Annotated in this window: 20 protein-coding genes; 7 read left to right on the forward strand and 13 right to left on the reverse strand. The window is 64.7% G+C overall.

Annotation, left to right across the window (positions count from 1 at the left end; genetic code table 11):
- Positions 1–4 precede the first annotated feature (4 nt).
- From WKR98_RS04325 to WKR98_RS04335, 3 genes are all read right to left on the reverse strand, one after another.
- A complete protein-coding gene (locus WKR98_RS04325; RefSeq protein ID WP_341432173.1) occupies positions 5–1,264 on the reverse strand; it encodes a Rieske 2Fe-2S domain-containing protein in 1,260 nt (419 codons plus the stop codon).
- A 226-nt stretch (positions 1,265–1,490) separates the two neighbouring features.
- Positions 1,491–2,600 carry a zinc-dependent alcohol dehydrogenase gene (locus WKR98_RS04330; RefSeq protein ID WP_238160235.1) on the reverse strand — a complete coding sequence of 370 codons (1,110 nt, stop codon included), beginning with the start codon at positions 2,598–2,600 and terminating at the stop codon, positions 1,491–1,493.
- A 5-nt stretch (positions 2,601–2,605) separates the two neighbouring features.
- The gene (locus tag WKR98_RS04335; RefSeq protein ID WP_124692032.1) at positions 2,606–3,904 is read right to left on the reverse strand and encodes an aromatic ring-hydroxylating dioxygenase subunit alpha; all 1,299 of its coding nucleotides are present in this window, start codon (positions 3,902–3,904) and stop codon (positions 2,606–2,608) included.
- 143 nt (positions 3,905–4,047) lie between these two features.
- Here WKR98_RS04335 and WKR98_RS04340 point away from each other — a divergent pair, with 143 nt between their 5' ends.
- The 3 genes from WKR98_RS04340 to WKR98_RS04350 all read left to right on the forward strand — a co-directional run bounded on the left by WKR98_RS04340 (position 4,048) and on the right by WKR98_RS04350 (position 7,038).
- Positions 4,048–5,025, forward strand: a complete 978-nt coding sequence (locus WKR98_RS04340) for a tripartite tricarboxylate transporter substrate binding protein (RefSeq protein WP_124692033.1) — start codon at positions 4,048–4,050, stop codon at positions 5,023–5,025.
- A gap of 189 nt (positions 5,026–5,214) precedes the next feature.
- Positions 5,215–5,994, forward strand: a complete 780-nt coding sequence (locus tag WKR98_RS04345; protein ID WP_341432174.1) for an IclR family transcriptional regulator — start codon at positions 5,215–5,217, stop codon at positions 5,992–5,994.
- Positions 5,995–6,012: 18 nt separating this feature from the next.
- Complete coding sequence (locus WKR98_RS04350; RefSeq protein WP_341432175.1) at positions 6,013–7,038, forward strand: CobW family GTP-binding protein; 1,026 nt, start codon at positions 6,013–6,015, stop codon at positions 7,036–7,038.
- A 9-nt stretch (positions 7,039–7,047) separates the two neighbouring features.
- On the opposite strand, the gene WKR98_RS04355 is transcribed toward WKR98_RS04350, so the two are convergent.
- Positions 7,048–8,028 (reverse strand): LysR family transcriptional regulator, encoded by a 981-nt coding sequence (locus WKR98_RS04355; protein WP_124692036.1) that lies wholly within the window; start codon positions 8,026–8,028, stop codon positions 7,048–7,050.
- Positions 8,029–8,148: 120 nt separating this feature from the next.
- Here WKR98_RS04355 and WKR98_RS04360 point away from each other — a divergent pair, with 120 nt between their 5' ends.
- Both WKR98_RS04360 and WKR98_RS04365 read left to right on the forward strand, forming a co-directional pair.
- Entirely contained in the window at positions 8,149–9,432 is a 1,284-nt protein-coding gene (locus WKR98_RS04360; protein ID WP_341432176.1) for an aromatic ring-hydroxylating oxygenase subunit alpha, read from the forward strand.
- A 10-nt stretch (positions 9,433–9,442) separates the two neighbouring features.
- Complete coding sequence (locus WKR98_RS04365) at positions 9,443–9,919, forward strand: aromatic-ring-hydroxylating dioxygenase subunit beta (RefSeq protein WP_341432177.1); 477 nt, start codon at positions 9,443–9,445, stop codon at positions 9,917–9,919.
- A 13-nt stretch (positions 9,920–9,932) separates the two neighbouring features.
- Here the strand turns inward: WKR98_RS04365 and WKR98_RS04370 are convergent, their stop codons facing one another.
- The 4 genes from WKR98_RS04370 to mnmG form a co-directional block, all read right to left on the reverse strand.
- Complete coding sequence (locus WKR98_RS04370) at positions 9,933–10,868, reverse strand: ParB/RepB/Spo0J family partition protein (protein ID WP_124692039.1); 936 nt, start codon at positions 10,866–10,868, stop codon at positions 9,933–9,935.
- Between the two features lie 23 nt (positions 10,869–10,891).
- Positions 10,892–11,761 carry a ParA family protein gene (locus tag WKR98_RS04375; protein ID WP_238160236.1) on the reverse strand — a complete coding sequence of 290 codons (870 nt, stop codon included), beginning with the start codon at positions 11,759–11,761 and terminating at the stop codon, positions 10,892–10,894.
- Positions 11,762–11,819: 58 nt separating this feature from the next.
- Positions 11,820–12,506, reverse strand: coding sequence for a 16S rRNA (guanine(527)-N(7))-methyltransferase RsmG (gene rsmG, locus WKR98_RS04380; RefSeq protein ID WP_124692040.1), 687 nt, complete (start codon positions 12,504–12,506; stop codon positions 11,820–11,822).
- 184 nt (positions 12,507–12,690) lie between these two features.
- Complete coding sequence (gene mnmG / locus WKR98_RS04385) at positions 12,691–14,631, reverse strand: tRNA uridine-5-carboxymethylaminomethyl(34) synthesis enzyme MnmG (RefSeq protein ID WP_341432178.1); 1,941 nt, start codon at positions 14,629–14,631, stop codon at positions 12,691–12,693.
- Positions 14,632–15,134: 503 nt separating this feature from the next.
- Between mnmG and WKR98_RS29225 the strand changes: the two genes are divergently transcribed.
- On the forward strand, positions 15,135–15,302 hold the full coding sequence (locus WKR98_RS29225; RefSeq protein ID WP_445936090.1) for a hypothetical protein: 168 nt from the start codon (positions 15,135–15,137) through the stop codon (positions 15,300–15,302).
- 60 nt (positions 15,303–15,362) lie between these two features.
- On the opposite strand, the gene WKR98_RS04390 is transcribed toward WKR98_RS29225, so the two are convergent.
- The 4 genes from WKR98_RS04390 to WKR98_RS04405 form a co-directional block, all read right to left on the reverse strand.
- The gene (locus tag WKR98_RS04390) at positions 15,363–15,917 is read right to left on the reverse strand and encodes a MarR family winged helix-turn-helix transcriptional regulator (protein ID WP_341432179.1); all 555 of its coding nucleotides are present in this window, start codon (positions 15,915–15,917) and stop codon (positions 15,363–15,365) included.
- 148 nt (positions 15,918–16,065) lie between these two features.
- Positions 16,066–16,536 (reverse strand): fasciclin domain-containing protein, encoded by a 471-nt coding sequence (locus WKR98_RS04395; protein ID WP_124692043.1) that lies wholly within the window; start codon positions 16,534–16,536, stop codon positions 16,066–16,068.
- A gap of 131 nt (positions 16,537–16,667) precedes the next feature.
- Entirely contained in the window at positions 16,668–17,576 is a 909-nt protein-coding gene (locus tag WKR98_RS04400) for a LysR family transcriptional regulator (RefSeq protein WP_341432180.1), read from the reverse strand.
- A 159-nt stretch (positions 17,577–17,735) separates the two neighbouring features.
- The gene (locus tag WKR98_RS04405; RefSeq protein WP_341432181.1) at positions 17,736–19,595 is read right to left on the reverse strand and encodes a phosphoenolpyruvate carboxykinase (GTP); all 1,860 of its coding nucleotides are present in this window, start codon (positions 19,593–19,595) and stop codon (positions 17,736–17,738) included.
- A gap of 202 nt (positions 19,596–19,797) precedes the next feature.
- Here WKR98_RS04405 and WKR98_RS04410 point away from each other — a divergent pair, with 202 nt between their 5' ends.
- Positions 19,798–20,784 carry a D-2-hydroxyacid dehydrogenase family protein gene (locus WKR98_RS04410; protein WP_124692046.1) on the forward strand — a complete coding sequence of 329 codons (987 nt, stop codon included), beginning with the start codon at positions 19,798–19,800 and terminating at the stop codon, positions 20,782–20,784.
- A 457-nt stretch (positions 20,785–21,241) separates the two neighbouring features.
- On the opposite strand, the gene WKR98_RS04415 is transcribed toward WKR98_RS04410, so the two are convergent.
- Positions 21,242–21,448, reverse strand: a complete 207-nt coding sequence (locus tag WKR98_RS04415) for a cold-shock protein (protein ID WP_087840420.1) — start codon at positions 21,446–21,448, stop codon at positions 21,242–21,244.
- Positions 21,449–21,485 lie beyond the last annotated feature (37 nt).

Below are 21,485 nucleotides of genomic sequence, written 5' to 3' on the forward strand. Positions count from 1 at the left end.
GCCTCTATGCCGGCGGCAACTGCGCCAGCGCCGCAGCTTCGTCGAAACTCCTGGCGCGGTTCAGCGTAATGGCGATGGCACGCATGCGGTATTGCGAAGCCGCGTCCGCTTCCGGCGGCAGCCGCCCTTCCTCGAGCGCTTGGGCGGCGTTGATCAGCCGGCGCCGGGTCTGGGCAATGGCGGTGTCGGACGTCCCGAGGTGCTCGATGCTGCGATCCACGATCTCGCCCTGGCTTTCCTGCACGGCGATGTCCTGCAGCTGGGCGCTGAGGATGCCGGTAAAGGATTCGGTGCGCTGTCTGTCGCGATCGATCAGGTAGTCGTTTTCCTTGTTGCCCACCGATTCATAAGTGCCCGGCACGCGACGCGAATAATCCAGGTCGCCAGCGTCGTACTCCTCGATTTCCTCGTGTTCGAGCGGCCGCTCCGGCTGGTAGCGGATCCGGTACCACCAGCAGTTCCGGTCGTCGATCGGGACGAAGAAATTGGCGCGGCACACGCTTCCCGGCGCGGTCGGGACCAGTACGCCAACCGGCATCATCCACTGCGTGACACGCCAGTAGTAGGTGTCGTCGTCGCCGTCGCGGCGCGCCGAGATGGACATGCCGTAGGAGGTGTCGGCACAGAAGAACCGCGGCGCGCCATCGGCGTCGGAGAAGCGCTGGAAGTCTCCTACGCCGAACACGTCCTTGGACATGAGGTTCATCTGGTGCAGGAAAGACAGATGAGAGGTGTCCAGGCTGCCTTCCAGCGCCTGCATGTAGTTGCAGCGCATCAGCCGCTTCGAGGCATAGACGTGGCTTGCCGGCAACGACATGAATTCGATGTCGGGCACGGCGGGCGCCTCGCCAGGGCCGAGATAGGCCCAGACCATGCCACCTGATTCGTGCACGGGATAGGCCCGCGCGCGTACCTTGTCTTTCATCGGGCTGGACGAAGGCTCGCTGGGCATGTCGACGCAGGCGCCGTCCACCCCGAACTTCCAGCCGTGGTAGACGCAGCGCAATCCGCCCTCTTCATTGCGGCCGAAGAACAGGTCGACCGAGCGATGCGGGCAGCGCGCATCCAGCAGCCCGACCCGGCCCTGCGAGTCGCGGAACGCCACCAGCCTGCGGCCGAGCAGGCCGACCCGCACCGGCGGCCCCCCCGGCTCGGCGATTTCCTCCGACAGCAGCGCCGGCATCCAGAACCGGCCGATGAGATTCCCCATGGGCGCGCCGTTCTCCACCTGGGTAAGCATGCGATTCATTTCGAGGCTGAGCATCGATTCCCGTCTCCTTTTCCATGACCGCGTCCCGCCCTGGCAGATGGGCGCAGCCCTGCACTGGCCAAATACTAGCGATTCGCTAGTATTTGGCCAGTATGAGATTCGCATGGCCGGGTGTCAAGAAGGAGGAAACGGCAACAGCCATGGCCCTTCGCCGCGGTGTTGCCGCGTCGAAAGGCCATGGCTGCCTGGTGGGAAAGTTCCGGCCGCTAGCGGGCCGGATTCAGTTCCAGGGATCGATGGTCATGTGGATGGCCCCCTGCACGCCCTGGCCCGCCAGGCTGCGCAGCGCGAGGTCGGTATCCTCGAGCCCGAAGGCATGGGTGCTCATCTTCTTCACGCCATGACGGTCGCCCGCGATCAGTTGCAGGGCCAGCTCGACCGACTCGTAGCTGTGGCCGCGCATGCCCTTGACGGTCAGGAAGCGCGCGATGATGCGGTCGCTGTCGAACTCGGGAATGCGCCGCCGCTTCTGCCCGCCCAGGATGACCCGCCCGCGCTTGCGCGCGAGCTGGATCGCGGTGACGACCGAATCGGTGCCGCCCGCCGCGCAGTCGATGACGAGATCCGCCATCAGGCCGCCGGTCAGATCGGCAACGGTTTCGAGCAGGTCCTGGGACTCGATGTCGATGGTGTGGTGCGCGCCGAGTTCGCGCGCCAGCGCCAGGCGCCGGGCATCCGTCTCGTTCGAAAGACCGGTGATGATGATGCGTTCGGCGCCCGCTTCGCGCGCGGCCACGACGCACGCCAGGCCCTGCTGGCCCGGCCCTTGTATCACCACGGTCTGGCCCGGCCCCGCGCCGCCCTGGAGGTAGGTCCATTCGATGCCGTTGGCCAGCGGCAGCGCCAGCGCCGCGTGGCGGGGCGAGACCCCGGCAGGCACGCGATGGAACACCGTGTTCAGATGCAGGAACTGGTACTGGCTGAACCCGCCCCATAGTCCCGGTTCCACCGACAGGCCGGTGGCGCCGTAACGCAAGCCGCCCAGCCGCCAGTCGGTGGCGTCGCACAGCCGGAACTCGCCGCTGCGGCAGAACTCGCAGTGGCCGCAGGGCAGGTATTCCTCCAGTGCGACCAGATCGCCTTCCTTCACGCCCCATTTGGCGCGCGCCACCTCGCCCAGCTCGGCCACGTGGCCCACGGTCTCGTGGCCCAGCACGAGCGGGCCGCGGCTGGCCGGCAGTTGCTGGTAGTAGGGCCAATCGCTGCCGCACACGCCGGTGACGGCGACCTTGAGCAGGCCGCTGGTGGCCGAGGTGGCCGGCGCGGCCAGCTCGCGCAGTTCGGTCCTGCCGGCCTCGACCGCGACCGCGGCTCGTACGGTAAGCGCCATGGCCGTCATACCGATGCGTGCGGCCGGCCCGGCTGCGCCGTGAGCGCCTCGGCGGCGGCATCCTTGAAGTGCTGGTCGCGCGGCAGGATCACCGCGGCCGAGCGGACGTGGTGCGCCGACGGATGCGTTCCCGGAGGCGCCGCGCCTTCCTCGGCCAGCGCCTTGACGGCCTTCATCAGCGCGCGGCGCATCTTGACGATGCCGTTGTCGGTGGAGGTCAGGTGTTCCTTGGTGCGATCCTGGATCGGACCCATGCTTTCCTGCAGCGACGCGTCCTGCATGCCTATGCCCTCGACGCCGCTGTAGGTCCTGCCGGCCTTCTGCGCCTCGCGGTCCATCAGGTAATCGTTTTCCTTGTTCTGCAAGGGCCGGAACGTGCCCGGCACGTAACGCACGTGAATGCCCTTGCCGTCCTCCATCGCCTGGACCTCGCTTTCGGTCAGCGCGCGGCCCGCGTGGTAGTCGAAGCTCCACGCCCAGCAGTTCTCGTCGTCGATGGGTACCCAGAAGTGTCCGTGCACGGGATGGTCGCCGCGCGGCGGCACCATGGTGAAGCAAGGCATCAGCCAGGGCGTGATGCGCCAGTAGTAGGAATCGTCGTCGGCATTGCGGCGCACGCCCACCAGCAGCCCCGTGTCGGTGTCGACCACTTCGAATACCGGGCGCAGGTCCTTGAGGTTGTACTGGTTGCCGGCCGCGCCCTTGAACAGCGGATCGGACTTCAGGCTGTCGCGGTGCAGCCACGAGACGTGGCTGGAATCGATCCCGCCTTCGAGCGCCTGCAGCCAGTTGTTTTCCTGGATGCGCTTGGACACGAAGCGCTGCGCGTCGGGCACCATCGCGAACTCGTACTCGGGCAGCGGCGGCTGGTGCTCGGGCGGACCCATGTAGGTCCACAGGATGCCGCCGCGCTCGACCAGCGGATACGAGGTGAGCTTGATGCGGCTGCGAAAGCCGCTGTCTTCCGCCTCGGACGGCACGTCCAGGCACTGGCCGTCGGCGGCGTACTTCCAGCCGTGATAGGGGCAGCGGATACCGCCGCCCTGGCCCTTCTCGTCGTAGCGGCCGAACCACAGCGACACGCCGCGATGCGCACAGAATTCGTCGATCAGGCCAAGGTTGTCTTCTTCGTCGCGTATCGCCAACAGCCGCTCGGACAGCAGCTTCACGCGCACCGGCTCGCAGCCGGGACCGGGCAGCTCGCGGCTCAGCATCACCGGCTGCCAGTAGCGGCGGAACAGCTCGCCCAAGGGCGTTCCCGGCCCCGTCTGGGTAAGCAGGTCATTCTGTTCTTTCTTCAACATCCTTGGTCCCCTCGCTTGAAATTCGTTCCGTATACAGGAACACTGTTCCTTGATAGGAAACAAAGTTATCATTCGCTCGATCCCGATGTCAATGCGGTCCATGCCGCGGCGGGAGATCAGAACCTCAGAAAGGAGACACGCCGATGACGATTCATCGCCATTTCCTCGCGCGCCTGCTGTGCGCGAGCCTTGCAGCCGGCGCGCTCGCGGCGCCGGCCTGTGCGCAGGATCCGTGGCCCAACCGCCCGGTGAAGATCGTGGTGCCCTATGCGCCCGGCGGCAGCGCCGACACCCTCGGCCGGCTGATCGCGCGCCATCTTGCCGAGACGTTCAAGCAGAGCTTCGTGGTGGACAACCGCGGCGGCGCGGGCGGCGTCATCGGTTCGCAGATGGTGGCGCGCGCCGAGCCCGACGGCTATACCCTGGTGGTCTCGGGCATCGGCTCGCACGTGGTCGCCCCGCTGACCAACGCGACCAGCTTCGACCCGATCAAGGACTTCACCCACATCGCCCTGCTGGGCGGACCGCCCACCGTGCTGGCGGTCAACGTCGCGCAGCCCATCAAGGACGTGCCCGGCTTCATCAAGCAGGTCAAGTCCATGCCCGAGGGCCTGAGCTGGGCCTCGCCCGGACAGGGCACGCACGGCGCCCTGATCGGCGAAGCCTTCCGCCAGATCACCAAGCTGAACCTGGTGCACATCAGCTACAAGGGCGCGGGTCCCGCCGTGGCGGACGTGGCGGCCAACCAGGTACCCGCCGCCTTCATCACGCTCAGCACCGCCGCCGGCAACATCAAGGCCGGCAAGCTGCGCCCGCTGGCCGTGACCTCGGCGCAGCGCGTGACCGACTTCCCCGACATCCCGACCTTCAAGGAACTGGGCTATCCGCAGCTGACCGGTACCACCTGGTTCTCGCTGTCGGGTCCCGCCGGCATGTCGCCCGAACTGGTCACCAAGCTCAACCTCGCGGTGCGCAAGGCCCTGCAATCGCCGGAAGGGCAGGCCGAGCTGCGGGCCCAGAACATGGAGACCTTCGACTGGGACGCGCCCACGTTCAACGATTTCGTGAAGAAGGAAATCGTGCACTGGAAACAATATATAGCGCCCCCCCCTACGCGCTGACGCGCGCAAGGAAAGCCCACCCCCTACGCCCTCCGGGCGCCCCCTCAAGGGGGCGAAACCGGCGGACTGGCAAAGCCAGATCCGCGGTTTCCTGGGCCCGGTGGGACTTTCCTGGTTTGTCGCTTCCGTGCTTCGCTGGCTGCCAGCACTTGTTATAAAGGTGGGTTGACACAAACATTGTCCATCATCATGCAAGACACTCAGGACGGAGGCGACGGGCGGCTGTCTTCGGTCGCTTCGGCCATTCGTGTGCTCAAGGCGTTTTCCGAGACGGAAGTCGAGATCGGGATCAGTACGCTTGCCAAGCGGCTGGGGCTGGCCAAGAGCACGGTGCACCGGCTGGCCAGCACGCTGACGGCCGAGGGGCTGCTGGAGCAGAACCCGGAGAACGGCCGCTACCGGCTGGGGCTGGGGCTGTTCGCGCTGGGCGCGCTGGTGCGGCGGCGCATGGATATTTCGACGCAGGCCCTGCCCTATCTGCACGAGCTGCGCGAGATCACCGGCGAGACCGTGCACCTGGCCACGCTGGAGCAGAGCAACATCATCTATCTGTTCAACCTCGAAAGCCACCAGGCCATACGCATGCGTTCGTACGTCGGCGCGCGCAAGCCCGCCTTTTGCACCAGCGAGGGCCGCGCGCTGCTGGCCTTCCAGAGCGCGGACGTGCTGGCGCGCGTGCTCAAGGACGGCCTCGCGCCGCGCACGCCGAACACGCCGACCGATCCGGCCGTGTTGCGCAACACGCTGGAACAGGTGCGGCGCGAGGGCCATGCGCAGGACGACGAGGAAAGCGAGGTCGGCATGCGGGGCCTGGCGGCGCCGGTGCGCGACCATACCGGGCAGGTCATCGCCGCGATCGGTGTCGCCGGTCCCATCCAGCGGCTGACCAAGAAGGCGCTGCGCGGTTTCGTTGCGCCCGTGCTCCAGGCCGCCGACGGCGTATCGGCGCGGCTGGGCTACCAGCCCTGAACGGACTCGCGATCATTCATGGCCACCTCGTCCCCCATCCCCGTCTATCTGCTGACCGGCTTCCTGGGCAGCGGCAAGACGACGCTGCTGTCGGCGTGGCTGGAACAGCCGGGACTGCGGGGCGCGGCGGTGATCGTCAATGAACTGGGCGAGGTCGGCCTGGATGGCGCCCTGCTGGGCGTGACCGAACAGGCTTCGCTGGTATCGGGATCGTGCGTCTGCTGCACCGGGCTGCCGGGCCTGGAGCAGGCCCTGGAAGACCTGTTCTGGGCGCGGCTGCAACGTCGCATGCCGGCGTTTCCCGCCGTGGCGATCGAGACCACGGGCATGGCCGACCCCGCGCCCATTCTCCAGGCCTTTCACGAACATCCGCTGCTGCGCGAACGCTACCGCCTGCAGGCCGTCGTCACGGTGGCGGGCGCGCCGGCCGGCGCGGCATTGCTCGATCGCCATCCGGAAGCGCGGGCGCAGGTACGCGCGGCGCAGGCGCTGATCATGACCAAGACACGGGAAGCCGACGAAGCGTCGACCCGCGCCCTGGCCGCGAGGCTGGCGGCGCTCAAGCCCGGCGTGCCGGTGCTGCGTTCCAACCAGGCCGACCTGGCGTGGGAGACGGTTTCGCGCGCCCTCGCGCCATGCGGCCCGTCGTCGCCCCCGGTCGCGGAACCCGGGCATGTGGACCATGCCGCGAGCCCGCCGGCACCGCATGTCCACGATCATGCCCACCCTCACGATCATGGCCGGCACGCGCATCATCATGCGGAGCAGGCGCATTTCCTTCCCCTGCCCGATCCCCTGGCGCGCGACGCGCTGCTGATCCGCCTGCATGCGCTGGCCGATGCGCTGGGACAGGACCTGCTGCGGCTCAAGGGCGTCGTCGCCCTGGCGGACGGCCGGCGTTGCCTGGTGCAGTTCGCTCCCGACGAAAGGCGCTTCGACGTGCGGCCGCTGTCGGCGGCTGATATCCCGCAACAGCGAACCGGCCTGACCATCATCGCGACGCATGCCGATCCGCACCGGATGGCCGCGCTGCTCGTGGCCTGAACGCCACGTTCAGGCCACGTGTCCACGCCGGCGCGAAACGCCGGTGCGCGCTTGCGGTGGCCGCTGCGCCATGGTCAACGCGGCTTCCCAGCGCTTCTCGTATTCGTTCTGGTGAAAGTCTTCCGTGATGAAGTCGAGGAAGACCCGCGTTTTCGCCGGCACCAGCTTGCGGCGCCGATAGGCCAGGCTGATCGATAGCCGGGGCAGTTCCCAATCCAGCAGCACGGGAACCAGCCGTCCGGCCATCAGGTCGTCATGGACGACATACATGGGCTGGCTGAGAATGCCCAGTCCCTCCAGGGCGGCGCTGCGTACGATCTGTCCGTCGTTGGCATCCAGCAGCGGCGCCATCGGAATGGTGACGACTTCCTTCCCGCGCTGGAAGGTGAGTTCGTTCGGATTGTGGTAGCTGTAGCCCAGGTACTTGTGTCCCGCCAATGCCTGCGGCACGGCGGGCAATCCATGACGGTCGATGTAGGCCGGCGATGCCGCGAGGATTCTTCGCGTCGTCGCCAGCCGCCGTATCACCAGTGTCGAATCGGGCTCGTACTCGCGGGTCCGGATCGCCACGTCGATGTCATCGTCGGTGATGTCGTAGTACCGATTCGCGGCGATCAGCTCGATCTTGACGCTGGGATATTTCTCGGTGAAGCGTGGCAGCAATCGGGTGACGTGCTGCAGCATCAACGACAGGGACGCGGTCACGCGCAAGCTGCCCGACGGCGAGCTGGAAGTCAGGGCCGCTTCCTCTTCCGCCTCGGTCATCTCCTCCAGCGCGGCCTTGCATCGGGCATAGAAATTCTGGCCCACCTCCGTCACGAACAGGCGCCGCGTGCTTCGCTCCACGAGCCGCGCGCCCAGGCGCTTTTCCAATGCCGCCAGGTGCCGGCTTGCCGATGGCGTGGAGAAGTTCAACGCTTCGGCCGCCTTGCTGAGGCTTCCCGTTTCGACGACCCGCACGAAGAATTCATATTCAGCCCAACGGTCCATCGTGCATTTCTCCATTTGCTGAAAAACTCGTTTTCAGGCTCGGCCATTTTTCCGCGGCGGCTGCTTCGCTACGATTCTCCCATACCGCTGGCGTCTCCAATCGAAAAGGAACCCTCGACAATGAACACGCAGGCGCATGGCGCTCAACCTGTCTGGCCCGCGGCGGATTTCTCCCGCGTTCCCTACGAGGTGTTCACGGACCCGCGCATATACCGCCTGGAGATGGAACGGCTGTTTCGCGGTCCCGTCTGGAACTACCTTGCAATGGAATGCGAGATTCCGCAGTGGGGAGACTACGTCACCAACTGGGTCGGCGACACCCAGGTAATCGTCAGCCGCTCCAGGGACGGGTCCATCCACGCCGTCGAGAACTCCTGTGCGCACCGGGGCGCCCGGCTTGCCGACAAGGTGCGCGGCAACGCCAGGCGCCACGTCTGCCCTTACCATCTGTGGACCTACAGCCTGTCGGGCGATCTTGCCAGCGTGCCTTTCGAGAAAGGCCACAAGGGAAAAGGCGGCATGCCGCCCTGCTTCGACAAGAAGGACCATGGCCTGCGCAAGCTTCGCATCGCGACCCATGGCGGCCTTGTCTTCGGCACGTATAGCGATGACACCGAGCCCCTTCCCGCCTACCTGGGCCCGCACAGCCTGACGCAGATAGACCGCCTGCTGATGCAGCGAACGCCCAAGGTCATCGGCTATCTGCGCCAGAAGATCGCGGGCAACTGGAAGCTTTATAACGAGAACGTCCGCGATCCTTATCACGCGTCGCTGCTGCATTTGTTCCAGGTGTCCTTCGGCATCCAGACACCCGCGATGAAAGGCGGCATCAAGCTGGACAAGGACGGCAAGAACACCTGGAATCATTCGATCCTGAGCGACGACGATGCGCAGGGGCTGCGTGATCTGGATCGGGACTACGCCGACAGCGGCAAGCTGATGCCGGATCTTCAGATGCACGATCCAGCCATGCTGGAGGTGCCGCTCGATCTGCAGGACGGCTACAAGACCACCCTGTTGTCGATGTTCCCGTCGCTGGTCGTCGCCCAGGTGGACAACACCTACGCCATCCGCCATCTGCGTCCGAAGGGCCCGGATGCGGTCGAACTCCACATCACCTACCTCGGCTTCGAGGGCGATACGGACGAGGACCTGCACAATCGACTGCTGCAGGTCAACCTGATCGGGCCCGCGGGATACATCTCGATGGAAGACGGCGAAGCCCTTCGGCTGGTCCAGCTAGGACTGAAGACGCGGCACGGCGAACATTCCGTGCTGGAGATGGGAGGCACGGGAGAACTGCACGACACGGATTACCTGTCCCAGGAAATCTCGATCCGCGGGTTCTGGACGCACTATCACCAGTTGATGGGCTTCGAGCCGGCTGCTACTGAAAAGGTCTAAAGGCAATCCCATGGTTCCTTCACTTCAAGCCCGGGTCGAACGCTTCAACTACGACTATGCGGACGCGCTCGATCAGCGGCGCTATGCGGAATGGCCGGACTTTTTCACGGCCGACGCCTGCGACTACCGCGTCGTGTCGCGCGAAAACCATGACGCCGGACTGCCCGCCCCGCTGATGGGCTGCTACAGCCATGGGATGGTCAAGGACCGCGTGACCATGCTGATCAAGGGCACGCTTACGTATCGGGACGTGAACTTCCGCCACTACATCACCAACGTGCGCGCCGACGAAACCGACGCGGGCGCCATTTCCGCCAGCGCGAACTTCCTGGTGATGCAGTCGGATCTGGAGGGAAACGCGTCGGTCTATATGGTCGGCCGATACGAGGACCAGATGGCGATCACCGGCGATCGCCTCAGGCTCAGGCGGCGCCTGGTCATCGTCGATTCCTTCAGCATCGACAACATGCTGGCCGTACCGCTCTGATCCCTCGATCCGTTCAGCTGTTTTCCAGCACGTCCGCCAGGCCCTGCTTTTCCAGCAGCGACGACAGGTGTTCCCAGCCGTGGAAGTCGATGATGATCTGGCCGCGTTCCTTCGCGCCGATCTTGAAGGCCACCTGCGTGCCCAGCCGATCGGACAGCGCTTCTTCCAGCCGCAGCACGTCGCGCGACTTGGCCGCGGGTTTGCGGCTGGACTTCTGCGCCGCCTCTTGCAGCGTCTGCGCGACGAGCTTCTCGGCCTCGCGCACCGACAGCCGCTTGGCCACGATCTGCGTGGCAAGCTGGATCTGCGTGGCGGCATCCACCGCCAGCAGCGCGCGGGCGTGGCCCATGTCGAGATCGCCTGCCAGCAGCATGGTCTGCACCGGCGCGGCCAGGTTCAACAGGCGCAGCAGGTTGCTCGTGGCCGAACGCGAGCGGCCGATGGCCTGGGCGGCCTGCTCGTGCGTCATGCCGAATTCGCCGATCAATCGCTGCACGCCCTGCGCTTCTTCCAGCGGGTTCAGGTCCTCGCGCTGGATGTTCTCGATCAGCGCCATGACCGCGGCGTTCTCGTCGCTGACCTCGCGCACCAGCACCGGCACCTCGGCCAGGCCGGCCAGCTGCGCGGCGCGGAAGCGGCGTTCACCCGCGATGATCTCGTAGCGCCCGCCTTCGATCGCGCGGACCAGGATGGGCTGCATCACGCCCTGGGTGCGTATCGATTCGGCCAGTTCGCCCAGCGCGCCCTCATCCATGCGCGAGCGCGGCTGGTAGCGGCCGGCCTGCATGCTGGACACCGGCAGCGTGTTGGGCGGGCCTTCCTTCGCTTCGGGCTGGGCCGTGGACTTGGTGCCCAGCGTGCTGACCGCCGGCATGTCGGCGCCCAGCAGCGCGTCCAGTCCGCGTCCGAGTCCTTTGGGTTTCTTCACACCCTTAGATCCTGCTTTCATTTCCATGATGTGCTTCCCCAAAGCTATAGCGTCTTCATACGCTCTATCATTTCCGCCCCGAAGGCCACGTAGGCCTGCGCCCCCTTGGACGCGGGGTCGAACACCACGCCCGGCAGGCCATAGCTGGGCGCCTCGGCCAGCCTGACGTTGCGCGGGATGATGCTGTTGAATACCTTGTCGCCGAAATGGCTCTCGAGCTGTGCCGAGACCTGCTGCTGCAAGGTCACGCGCGGATCGAACATCACGCGCAGGAGGCCGATCACGCGCAGGTCGGGATTCAGGTTGGCGTGGACCCGTTTGATGGTGTTGACAAGATCCGACAGCCCTTCCAGCGCGAAGTACTCGCACTGCATGGGAATGATCACGCCATGCGCGGCGGCCAGGCCGTTGAGCGTCAGCAGCGACAAGGTGGGCGGGCAGTCGATCAGCACGAAGTCATAGCGGTCGGCCACGGCGGCGATGGCGTGCTTGAGCTGCCGCTCGCGCTCTTCGAGCTCCACCAGGTCGATCTCGGCGCCCGCCAGTTCGCGGTTGGAGGGCAGGACGTCATAGCCGCTCTCGGATGCCTTCGCGGCCTCGGCGATGCTGGCTTCGCCGATCAGGACCTCGTAGAGCGTGGCCTGCAGCTCGCGCTTGTCGATGCCGCTGCCCATGGTGGCGTTGCCCTGCGGATCGAGATCGACCAGCAGCACGCGCTGCTTCTGGGCCACGAGGGCCGCCGCCAGATTGACCGCGGTGGTGGTCTTGCCGACACCACCCTTCTGGTTCGCGATGCAGAAGATGCGGGCGGTGCGCTTGGCGGCCAGCGGCTCGGCGCCGCTGATCGCCTCCAGCTCGCCGGCTTCTTCTCCGGACGGTGCCGCCTCGTTGACCATGCTGGAATTGGAAGACATCGAATACAACCTGATTATTGGGTGAATCTGACGCGCCGATGGCCGGCGCCGCGTTCTGCTAACCCTCGTTTGCCCCGCCCTCGATGCGGTCCATCCAGACCAGGCAGCGGCGGGCGGACAATCTTGGCACATAAAGCGTCGTAACGCCTTCCACCTGCCATGCGCCCTGGTCCTTCAGCGCCTGCATCTCGTCTTCCGGCGGATGGCCCTTCATGGCGGCCAGCCGCCCTCCGGGCTTGACGTGGCGTCCGGCCAGCGCGGCAAAATCGTGCAGCGAGGCGAACGCGCGCGAGACGACGATGTCGCACTCGGCGGGTTCGAGCTCCTCGACCCGCGCGTGCGTCGCGTCCAGGTTGGACAGCCGCAGAACCCCGGCCACGTGCTTGATGAACGCGGTCTTCTTTTCCACCGCGTCCACGCAGCGCACCTGCCATTCCGGCCGGCAAATGGCCAGGACCACGCCGGGCAGTCCTCCGCCCGAACCCACGTCCAGGATGCTGGCCGGCTGGCCGGCAAGGCGCTGGGCCAGTTCCGGCACCACCGACAGGCTATCCGTTATGTGATGCAAAAGCATCTGCTCAGGCTCGCGTATGGCCGTGAGGTTGTAGGTGCGGTTCCAGCGCAGCATCTGCGCCAGATAATTCAGCAGCAGATCGATACGCGCATGATCGAGCGGCAGGCGCAACACCGCGCAGTCCGACTCGAGCTGGGCGGCGAATACCGCGCCATTGAAAGGTTCCTGCATCGGGATCGGTTTCCGGGACATGTTCATGGGACGACCCTCCGGCGGCCGGGAGCTCCCCTTGCCGGGGAAGCGGACACGCTTCCCCGCAAGCCGCGCATCGATACCGACGAGCCTCCTGTCTCGTCGTGGCGCGGCTTTTCTCCCAGGAGAAGGCGTGTGGTTGTCGAGCGGCCGTGGGACACGCTCATGCCGCCCGGTTCGCGTCGGCGGCGGAATCGGCATTCAGCTTTCCGTATTGGCGGCGCTTCAGGTGTATCAGCAGGAGCGAGATGGCGGCAGGCGTGATACCCGAGATGCGGGCGGCCTGGCCGATGGTTTGCGGCCGATGAGTCTTGAGCTTCTGGCGGACTTCGAAGGACAGGCTGCGCACCGAGTCATAGTCGATGTCTTCGGGTATGCGCTGGTTCTCGTGCCCGGCCTGCTTGTCGATCTCGTTCTGCTGGCGCGCGATGTAGCCCGCATACTTGACCTGGATCTCGACCTGTTCGGCAACGATCTGGTCGGTTACGCCCGGCCCCGCCAACAATTCCTCGTCCGCATTCTTAGCTTGCATAAGTGCATCATAGGAAACGTTCGGGCGCTTGAGCAAGTCGAATAGTGTGTACTCACGCTCGATCGCCTTGCCCAGCAGAGGCTCGGCAGCGTGGGCCGGGAAAGTCCGGGGATTGATCCACGTGGACCGCAGGCGCTCGACCTCGCTCGCCACGGCATCCCGCTTGCGGTTGAAGGCATCCCAGCGCGCATCGTCCACCAGCCCGAGCTGGCGGCCGGTTTCCGTCAGGCGCCAGTCGGCATTGTCCTCGCGCAGGCTCAGGCGATACTCGGCCCGCGACGTGAACATGCGATAGGGCTCGGTCACGCCGCGCGTGACCAGGTCGTCGGCCAACACGCCCAGATAGGCCTGGTCGCGGCGCGGCACCCAGGCTTCCTCGCCCTTCACCTGCAGGGCGGCGTTGATGCCGGCCAGCAGTCCCTGCGCAGCCGCTTCTTCGTAGCCCGTCGTGCCATTGATCTGTCCGGCGAAGAACAGTCCGGAAATGGCGCGGGTCTCGAGCGACGTTTTCAGTCCACGTGGATCGAAATAGTCATATTCGATGGCGTAGCCGGGCCGCAGGATATGGGCATTTTCCAGCCCGGGCAGCGAATGGATCAGGTCGAGCTGCACATCGAAGGGCAGGCTGGTCGATACCCCGTTGGGGTAGAACTCGTGGGTCGTCAGCCCTTCCGGTTCCAGGAAAACCTGATGGGATGTCTTGTCCGCAAAACGGTGGATCTTGTCTTCGATGGACGGGCAGTAGCGCGGCCCCACCCCTTCGATGACGCCGGTGTACATGGGCGAACGGTCCAGGCCGCCACGGATGATCTCGTGCGTCCGCGCATTCGTGTGCGTGATCCAGCACGGCAGTTGGCGCGGATGCATGGCGGCATCGCCCAGGTAGGAAAACACCGGTACCGGATCCAGGTCGCCGGGCTGTTCTTCCAGCACACTGAAGTCGATAGAGCGCCCGTCGATACGGGGCGGCGTCCCTGTTTTCAGGCGTCCCTGGCCCAGCTTGAGTTCCTGCAGGCGCTTGCCCAGCGAGATCGCGGGCGGATCGCCGGCCCGGCCCGCCGAGTAGTTCTGCAGTCCCACGTGAACCAGTCCGTTCAGGAAAGTGCCTGCGGTCAATACCACCGCCCGCGCGCGGAAGCGCAGGCCGATCTGGGTGACCGCGCCGACTACCTTGTCCCCTTCCAGCATCAGGTCGTCCACCGCTTGCTGGAACAGCCAGAGGTTGGGCTGGTTTTCCAGGCGATGACGAATAGCCTTGCGATAGAGCACCCGGTCTGCCTGGGCTCGGGTAGCCCGCACCGCAGGCCCTTTGGATGCGTTCAGGATGCGGAACTGGATCCCTGCTTCGTCCGTGGCCAGGGCCATGGCCCCGCCCAGTGCGTCGACTTCCTTCACCAGATGGCCCTTGCCGATCCCGCCTATGGAGGGATTGCAGGACATCTGCCCCAGGGTCTCGATGTTATGCGTGAGCAGCAGCGTCTTGCAGCCAGCGCGCGCAGCCGCCAATGCAGCCTCGGTACCAGCGTGGCCGCCGCCTACAACAATGACATCAAATTCGATTGGATACAGCATGGTGGGATCCGCAAAAGGCCAGGTTTCACCTGGCGACCTGGCAGCCTTCGTGGCCAGGGAGAGATATCCGGGTCTGGTGAGAAAACGCCACGGTAACTTGGGATTATAGGATTCTCGCCCTGTCAGCGCGAGCATTACCCTGGACAAGCTGCTCCATAGTGTTTCACGTGGAACACTGGGGTGCCTGCTTGAGCTATTCAGGATGCGTGTGTCAGCGCTACGTGGCAGTGGATAGGGTGGGTACGTGATCGCCGTACCCGCTAACACCGGGAATAGGCGTCGGGAGATGCGGATGAGCCCTCGCCAAGGTCTCGACCAAATTTCCTCTACGATCAAGGCGTGCCGATGTTTCACGTGAAACATCGACGCGCTGGGGCCACTCTTCTTTCACCCGAAAGAGCCCGGGAAATTCGAGTTCTCTACGCTTCAGCCACTTGGGAACACTTGTCGGGTGAACAGCCATAAGCCAGCTTGGGGGTGAAGGCAGCGGCCCTGTCGCTGGCATCAGCCCGACCACGGCACACAAGTGGCAAGACCACTTACCAAGCAAGGGGGACATCGGGTTGGTCGATCGCAGTTCCCGCTCGATCCGGTCATGCGCTACCGATGAGAAACAGCTCTCGGCCATTGCGTTTCTGAAAGCTGTGGTGGTCCCAGTACTCACCATCTAGCCACTCAGGGCGTTCACTTCGGGAAAGTCGGCCGCAATACTCCACGTGAAACTTTTCCGCTCACGTTTCCCGGCTGGCCTCCCCTTCGGCAATGTCCATCTCTTCACGCATGGCCCGCGCGGTCAGTACCTCCAGCATTTCAAACAAGCCGGTGATCCGTTCTGGCGAATAGCCATCCAATAGCCGCTCATTGCGCTGCCGGGACAACTGCCGCAGGGTGACGGCGGTCTCCATGCCCAGAGGGCTCAGCCTTAGGTCGGCTCGCCGGCTATCCCGTGCCGAGGTCCCTCTTTCGACCAATCCATTTCTGGTCAAGACACCGATCGCCCGGCTGATCTGCGCCGCATCGACCATGGCCAGGGAAGCCAACTTGCGTATCGAGGCTGGCTGAAAATCGGCAAGCAACATGACGACTTGCCACTCTGTCTGAGAAAACCCGAACTGCATCCGGGCCTGCAATTGGGAAGCGCGTGCCAGCGCCTTGCCAAGCGCAGCCACCCTGGGAGCCAGCAAACCCTCCTGGCCGCGTACGTCCAACGCTTCGAAGGAGCCGGCGGGTTCCTTTCCAGGCAGGGGATTGCTTATCATGGGTGGCAACTCGTTCGAGGTTTTCATGGGGGAGATGAGGCGTCATTATCCTCGACCTGTCTGCATTCGTACAATTCCATGACAAACCGTGCTATTTTCGTCGAGCTAGAAGAAAATGCAAGATTCAGTCATGAATCTTAATAAGGCGCGGGACTCCCATGTTCACTCCGCGGAATCAGGGAAACAGGACCGTATCCAAAACGTTGATGTAGCCGTTGTCCACTTCGACGTCGGGCTCCAGCACTTCGGCATCCGATAGCAACAGCCGGCGGTTCTTGCGATGGACCGTCAGCGTCTTGCCGCCCTCGGTCCTGATCTGCGTTCCTTCCTTGGCATCCTTCAGGCTGACCTTGCCCGCCACCATGTGCAGCTTCACCACCTGCACCAGCGTGTCCTTGTTCCGCAATGCCTCGCGCTGGGCCGAGGGCAGTTTGGCGAAGGCTTCGTCGGACGGCGCGAACACGGTATAGGGCTGGCCTTTCAGCGTCTGCTCCATACCCGCCTCGCGTACCGCGTTGACCCATGAACTGAACATTCCGGCCGTCTGGGCCGTGTCGATGATATTGCGCGCCTGGACACCGGCGGGGCTCATCAGGCCCAATGCCAATGCCGTGGCGATCGATCCGAGGATGTATCTGACATGCATGCGCTTCTCCCGAGCGACAAGTTTCTCCTTGGGACATGACCGGCTTGCGGCCGTCTTTCATGGTCGCTCGCCACGCTGTAACCAGGGTCATCGCTTGGCAAGGGGGCGCAACAGGGAACGGCATCCCGCCCCTACGGCGTCCCTTCCAGGGCCGCCGGAACGTCTTTCTTCAATTGATCCAGCACGGCCCTGACCCTGGACGCGGTGGGTCGATGGGCATGGACCAGTGCATGGATGGGAAAAGGCGGCACGGTGTATTCGGGAAGCAGCTGCACCAGGCTTCCCTTCCGTAGCGCGTCGATGCAGGCGGGTTGTTGCACCACGCCTATTCCACAGCCGGACTGAATCAGCTCGTACATGGGCCGCCAATGGCTGGTGGTGCACGAGGTTTGTATCCGCGCCTGCCGCACGCCTTTTTCCGGATGGCTGAGCGGGACGCGGTCATTGGGGAAGATTCCGTTGACCCGGATGAACGGGTGGCGGACGAGGTCGTCCGGGGTTTCGATCGAATCGTGCCGTTCGATGAACGAAGGGGCGGCAACCAGCACCCGTCCGATCTGGCCCAGCGGATGGGCGACGAAACTGCCTTCGGCCAGGGAGCCGACGCGCAGCGAAATATCGACGCCTTCCGTCACGGGATCGACCACGGCGTCGTTCAGGATCACGTCCAGGTGCAGCTTGGGATAGGCGATCCGGATGCGAAGCAATATCGCGGGCAGAACGATCTCGCCGAAGCACTGGGCGGAAGCTATGCGGACGCTGCCGCGGATGTCCTCTTGCTCGCCCTGCCGGACGACGGCTACGGCGGCGTCGGCGGCCGCCAGGAGGGTCTTGCAGTGATTGTAGAAGGTCTTCCCTTCCTCGGTGCAGACCAGCCCGTTCGCATCGCGGCTGAGCAGGCGGACTTGGAGGAATTCCTCCAGTTTCTCGATGCGCTCGCGGACCGAGGCATGGCCCAGGTCGAGTTCACGGGCAACGGCGGAGATGCTTCCAAGTTCGACGACCTGGGTATAGATGCGTGCTGCGGACAGAAGATCCATGGCGTTCGAATCTTGCCTTCCAATAACGGAAGAAACGTAGCAGTTATTATCTTTTGGCGAATTTTGCCGACAGGATAAAAAAACCCCGACGCCCAGGGCGGGCATCGGGGCCGTGCATCGCGAGCCGGAGCGGTACGCCGCCCGGCTTGCGAGCGAGGCTCAGCCTTGCAGGCGCTTGGACAGGCGCTGCTTGACCTCCACCAGTTCGTTCGGCAGGCCCTGCTTGAGCAGGTCGAACAGTTCGTCGTGCAGGCGCAGCTCTTCCTTCCAGGCTTGCGTGTCGATCGCGGTGATGTGATCGAACTGCTCACGGGTGAAGTTCAGGCCTTCCCAGCTCAGGTCCTCGTAGGAAGGCGTGACGCCGAAGACGTGGTCCACGCCCTGGGCCTTGCCGTCGATGCGTTCGAGCATCCACTTCAGCACGCGCATGTTTTCGCCGAAGCCGGGCCAGACGAATTTGCCGTTCTCGTCCGTACGGAACCAGTTCACGCAGAAGATGGCGGGCAGGCGCACGCCGGCCGACTCGAGCTTGGCGCCCAGTTGCAGCCAGTGGCTGAAATAGTCGCTCATGTTGTAGCCGCAGAACGGCAGCATGGCGAAGGGATCGCGGCGCACCACACCCTGCTTGCCGGTGGCCGCGGCGGTGGTTTCCGAACCCATGGTGGCGGCCATGTAGACGCCCTCGACCCAGTTGCGGGCCTCGGTCACCAGCGGCACCGTGGTGGAGCGGCGGCCGCCGAACACGAAGGCGTCGATGGTCACGCCCGCGGGGTTGTCCCACTCGGCGTCGATGGCCGGGTTCTGGTCGGCGGCGACGGTGAAGCGGGCATTCGGATGCGCCGCCTTGCGGCCCGTGGTCTTGCCGATTTCCGGCGTCCAGTCCTTGCCCTGCCAGTCGATGCAGTGGGCGGGCGGCTCGCTCATGCCTTCCCACCAGACGTCGCCGTCGTCGGTCAGCGCGACGTTGGTGAAGATGACGTTCTCGCGCAGCGTCGCCATGCAGTTGAAGTTGGTCTTCTCGTTGGTGCCGGGCGCGACGCCGAAATAGCCGGCCTCGGGGTTGATGGCGCGCAGCTTGCCGTCGGGGCTGGGCTTGATCCAGGCGATATCGTCGCCGATGGTGGTGACCTTCCAGCCCGGCAGCGACGGGATCAGCATCGCGAAGTTGGTCTTGCCGCAGGCCGAGGGGAAGGCCGCGCCGACGTGCATCTTCTTGCCCTCGGGCGAGGTGACGCCCAGGATGAGCATGTGTTCGGCCAGCCAGCCCTGGTCGCGGCCCATCTTGGAAGCGATGCGCAGCGCCAGGCACTTCTTGCCCAGCAGCGCGTTGCCGCCATAACCCGAACCGAAGGACCAGATCTCGCGGGTCTCGGGATAGTGGACGATGTACTTGGTGTCGTTGCAGGGCCAGATGACGTCGGCCTCGCCCTGGGCGAGCGGCTTGCCCACGGTGTGGACGCAGGGAACGAACACGCCGTCGGCGCCCAGCACGTCATAGACCTTGCGGCCCATGCGGGTCATGATGCGCATGTTGGCCACGACGTAGGGCGAATCGGACAGCTCAACGCCGATCTGCGCGATGGGCGAGCCCAGCGGCCCCATCGAGAACGGAATCACATACATGGTGCGGCCGCGCATGGAACCGGCGAACAGCCCGTTCAGCGTGGTGCGCATTTCCGCCGGGTCCACCCAGTTGTTCGTGGGGCCGGCGTCTTCCTTGCGTTCGGAGCAGATGAACGTGCGGTCCTCGACGCGCGCGACGTCGGACGGATCGGACCAGGCCAGATAGGAATTGGGACGCTTGGCGGGATTCAGGCGGCGCAACGTGCCGGCCTGGACCATCAGTTCGCACAGCCGGTCATACTCTTCCTGCGAGCCATCGCACCACTCGATGCGATCGGGCTGCGCCAGCGCCGCGACTTCGGCCACCCAGGCCTTCAATCGTTCGTGACGTACCCAGTCGGGAGCGTCGACCGCCGAAAGTTGTTTGGGAACCGATGTTTTAGGCACGGCGTTCATTGGTGACATTCTCCTCGACGCTGGGGCGCCTGATCATGATGTAAATAATGAGCCGGGCATCGATTGGCCCGGCCGGACTTTAACTTAATATACCCCACCCCCTTTCCGCAAAAGTTTCCAGGAAGAAAGGGTCCGTTACCGTTGGCAGCTACCACTTACAAGACCAATTGGACTACCATCGACGCTGATTGAAGGAAAGCCCATGCGCATAACGATTCTGGACGACTATCAAGACGCGGTACGCAAGCTGGACTGCTTCAGTCTGCTCGATGGCCACGACGTCAAGGTCTACAACAACACGGTCAAGGGGCTGGGCCAATTGGCCGTCCGGCTGCGCGACACGGAAACGCTGGTACTGATCCGTGAGCGTACGCCCATCACCCGCGCCCTGCTGGATAAATTGCCTCAGCTGAAGCTGATTTCCCAGACGGGGCGCGTCGGGTCGCACATCGACGTGGAGGCCTGCACCGAGCGCGGGGTCGCCGTCGCCCAGGGGGTCGGCTCGCCTGTTGCGCCGGCAGAACTGACGTGGGCGCTCATTATGAGCGCGATGAGGCGAATTCCTCAATATGCGGCAAACCTCAAGCATGGGGCTTGGCAGCAATCCGGCATGAAAGCGTCGTCGATGCCGCCCAATTTCGGCTTGGGCCGGACCTTGCACGGGGGCAGATTGGGCCTGTTCGGCTACGGCAAGATCGGCAAGATCATCGCGGGCTACGGCAAGGCCTTCGGCATGAAGGTGACGGTCTGGGGCCGCGAATCCACCCTGGACCGGGCACGGGCCGACGGCCTCGAGACGGCGGCCAGCAAGGAGGCGCTGTTCGAAGGCAGCGACGTGCTGTGCATGCTGCTCAAGCTGAGCGAGGAAACCCGCGGCATCGTCACGCTGGCCGACCTGCAGCGCATGGGACCCGAGGCACTGTTCGTGAATACCTCGCGGGCGGAGCTGGTGGAGCCCGATGCCCTGGTCCTGGCGCTGAACCGGGGCCGGCCGGGGCTGGCGGCGGTCGATGTCTTCGAAAGCGAGCCCATCCTGCAAGGCCACCCGCTGCTGCGGATGGAGAACGTCATCTGCACGCCGCACATCGGCTTCGTGGAAAGCAACAGCTACAACCTTTATTTCAAGGTTGCATTCGAGAACATATTGGCGTGGGCGGCGGGGAAACCCGCTAATCTGGTCACCCCGTAGGGAAGCCCACCCCTGCCCGCTTGTGCGGGCCAGGGAAGCCCACCCCCTACCCGCTTACGCGGGCCCCCTCAAGGGGGCGATGCGGGTGGACCGGAAGGAAAGCCCACCCCCAAGCGGCCTTTGGCCGCTCCCCCTCAAGGGGACGATGCGGGTGGACCGGCGGAGCCGGATCCACCGCATCCTGGGTCTAGTACCCGTTTCTTGGGTTATGGCACCGGTGCTATCGCTGGCTGCCGGCGGTAGCACCCGTGTTTCAGTTCAAGATGCTTTCCCTAGACCCAGGAAACCGCGGATCTGGCTTCGCCAGTCCGCCGGTTTCGCCCCCTGGGGGGCGCCCGAAGGGCGTAGGGGGGTCAGTAGGTGGGGTCAAATACTTTAGAAAAAAACAAGCCCACCCCGCTGGGGAGCGGGATGGGGAAGCGGGGCGGCGTGCGCCGCCCCGCGCATGTGCGGCTATTTACAGCGGCTTGATGTCGGAAGCCTGGGGGCCCTTGGGGCCGTCCTTGACTTCGTACTCGACTTCCTGCCCTTCGGCCAGGCTGCGATAGCCGCGGCCGACGATGGCGGAAAAGTGAGCGAACACATCCGGACCACCGGCGTCCGGCGTGATGAAGCCGAAACCTTTGTCCGCGTTAAACCATTTGACCTTGCCCTTCTGTGCCATGTTCGGCGTCCTCTAATCAATAAACAATGCAATGGAA

Source organism: Pigmentiphaga sp. YJ18, from assembly GCF_038066655.1.
Taxonomy (GTDB): domain Bacteria; phylum Pseudomonadota; class Gammaproteobacteria; order Burkholderiales; family Burkholderiaceae_B; genus Pigmentiphaga.